The following is a 490-nucleotide window of genomic DNA, read 5'->3' as shown; positions in this document are numbered from 1 at the left end:
AACGCGATGGCGCCGGCCGCGCGTCTGGCCAAGGCGCTGGCGCGCGGTGAGTCTACCTGCGAATTGCCCGCGGGCGCAGACACCCGCCTCGTGCTGGAGCTGCGTCATGGCTGAGCTCGCCCGCACCGCGGTGATCATTCCCGCCCTCAACGAAGCCCTGCGCATCCGCGAGGTGGTCGAAGGCGCGCTGGCCTGCACCCCGCATGTGATCGTGATCGACGACGGCTCCACCGACGGCACGGTCGCGGCCATATCCGATCTACCGATCACCCTGATCCAGCACGAAACCCGCCGCGGCAAGGGCGAGGGCCTGCGCAGCGGCTTCCGCGCTGCACTCGCGCTCGACATCGATGGCGTAGTCAGCATGGACGGCGATGGCCAACACCTGGCCTCGGACATTCCGCGTCTGGTTGCGGCCGCCGCGCAGTTCCCGAACGACATCATCATCGGCGCGCGCCTGAAAAAGCGGGCGCAGCAGCCGATCCACCGC

1 protein-coding gene is annotated in these 490 nt (G+C 69.2%); it reads left to right on the top strand.

What is annotated here, in order from left to right:
• Positions 1-106: 106 nt before the first annotated feature.
• A partial coding sequence (locus tag FLQ44_RS21765; RefSeq protein ID WP_147696041.1) for a glycosyltransferase family 2 protein occupies positions 107-490 on the top strand: 384 nt, incomplete at its 3' end.

Origin of the sequence: Vogesella mureinivorans (assembly GCF_007644035.1) — a bacterium.
GTDB classification, from domain to species: Bacteria; Pseudomonadota; Gammaproteobacteria; order Burkholderiales; family Chromobacteriaceae; genus Vogesella; species Vogesella mureinivorans.
This window is presented reverse-complemented; position numbering and strand designations above follow the sequence as displayed.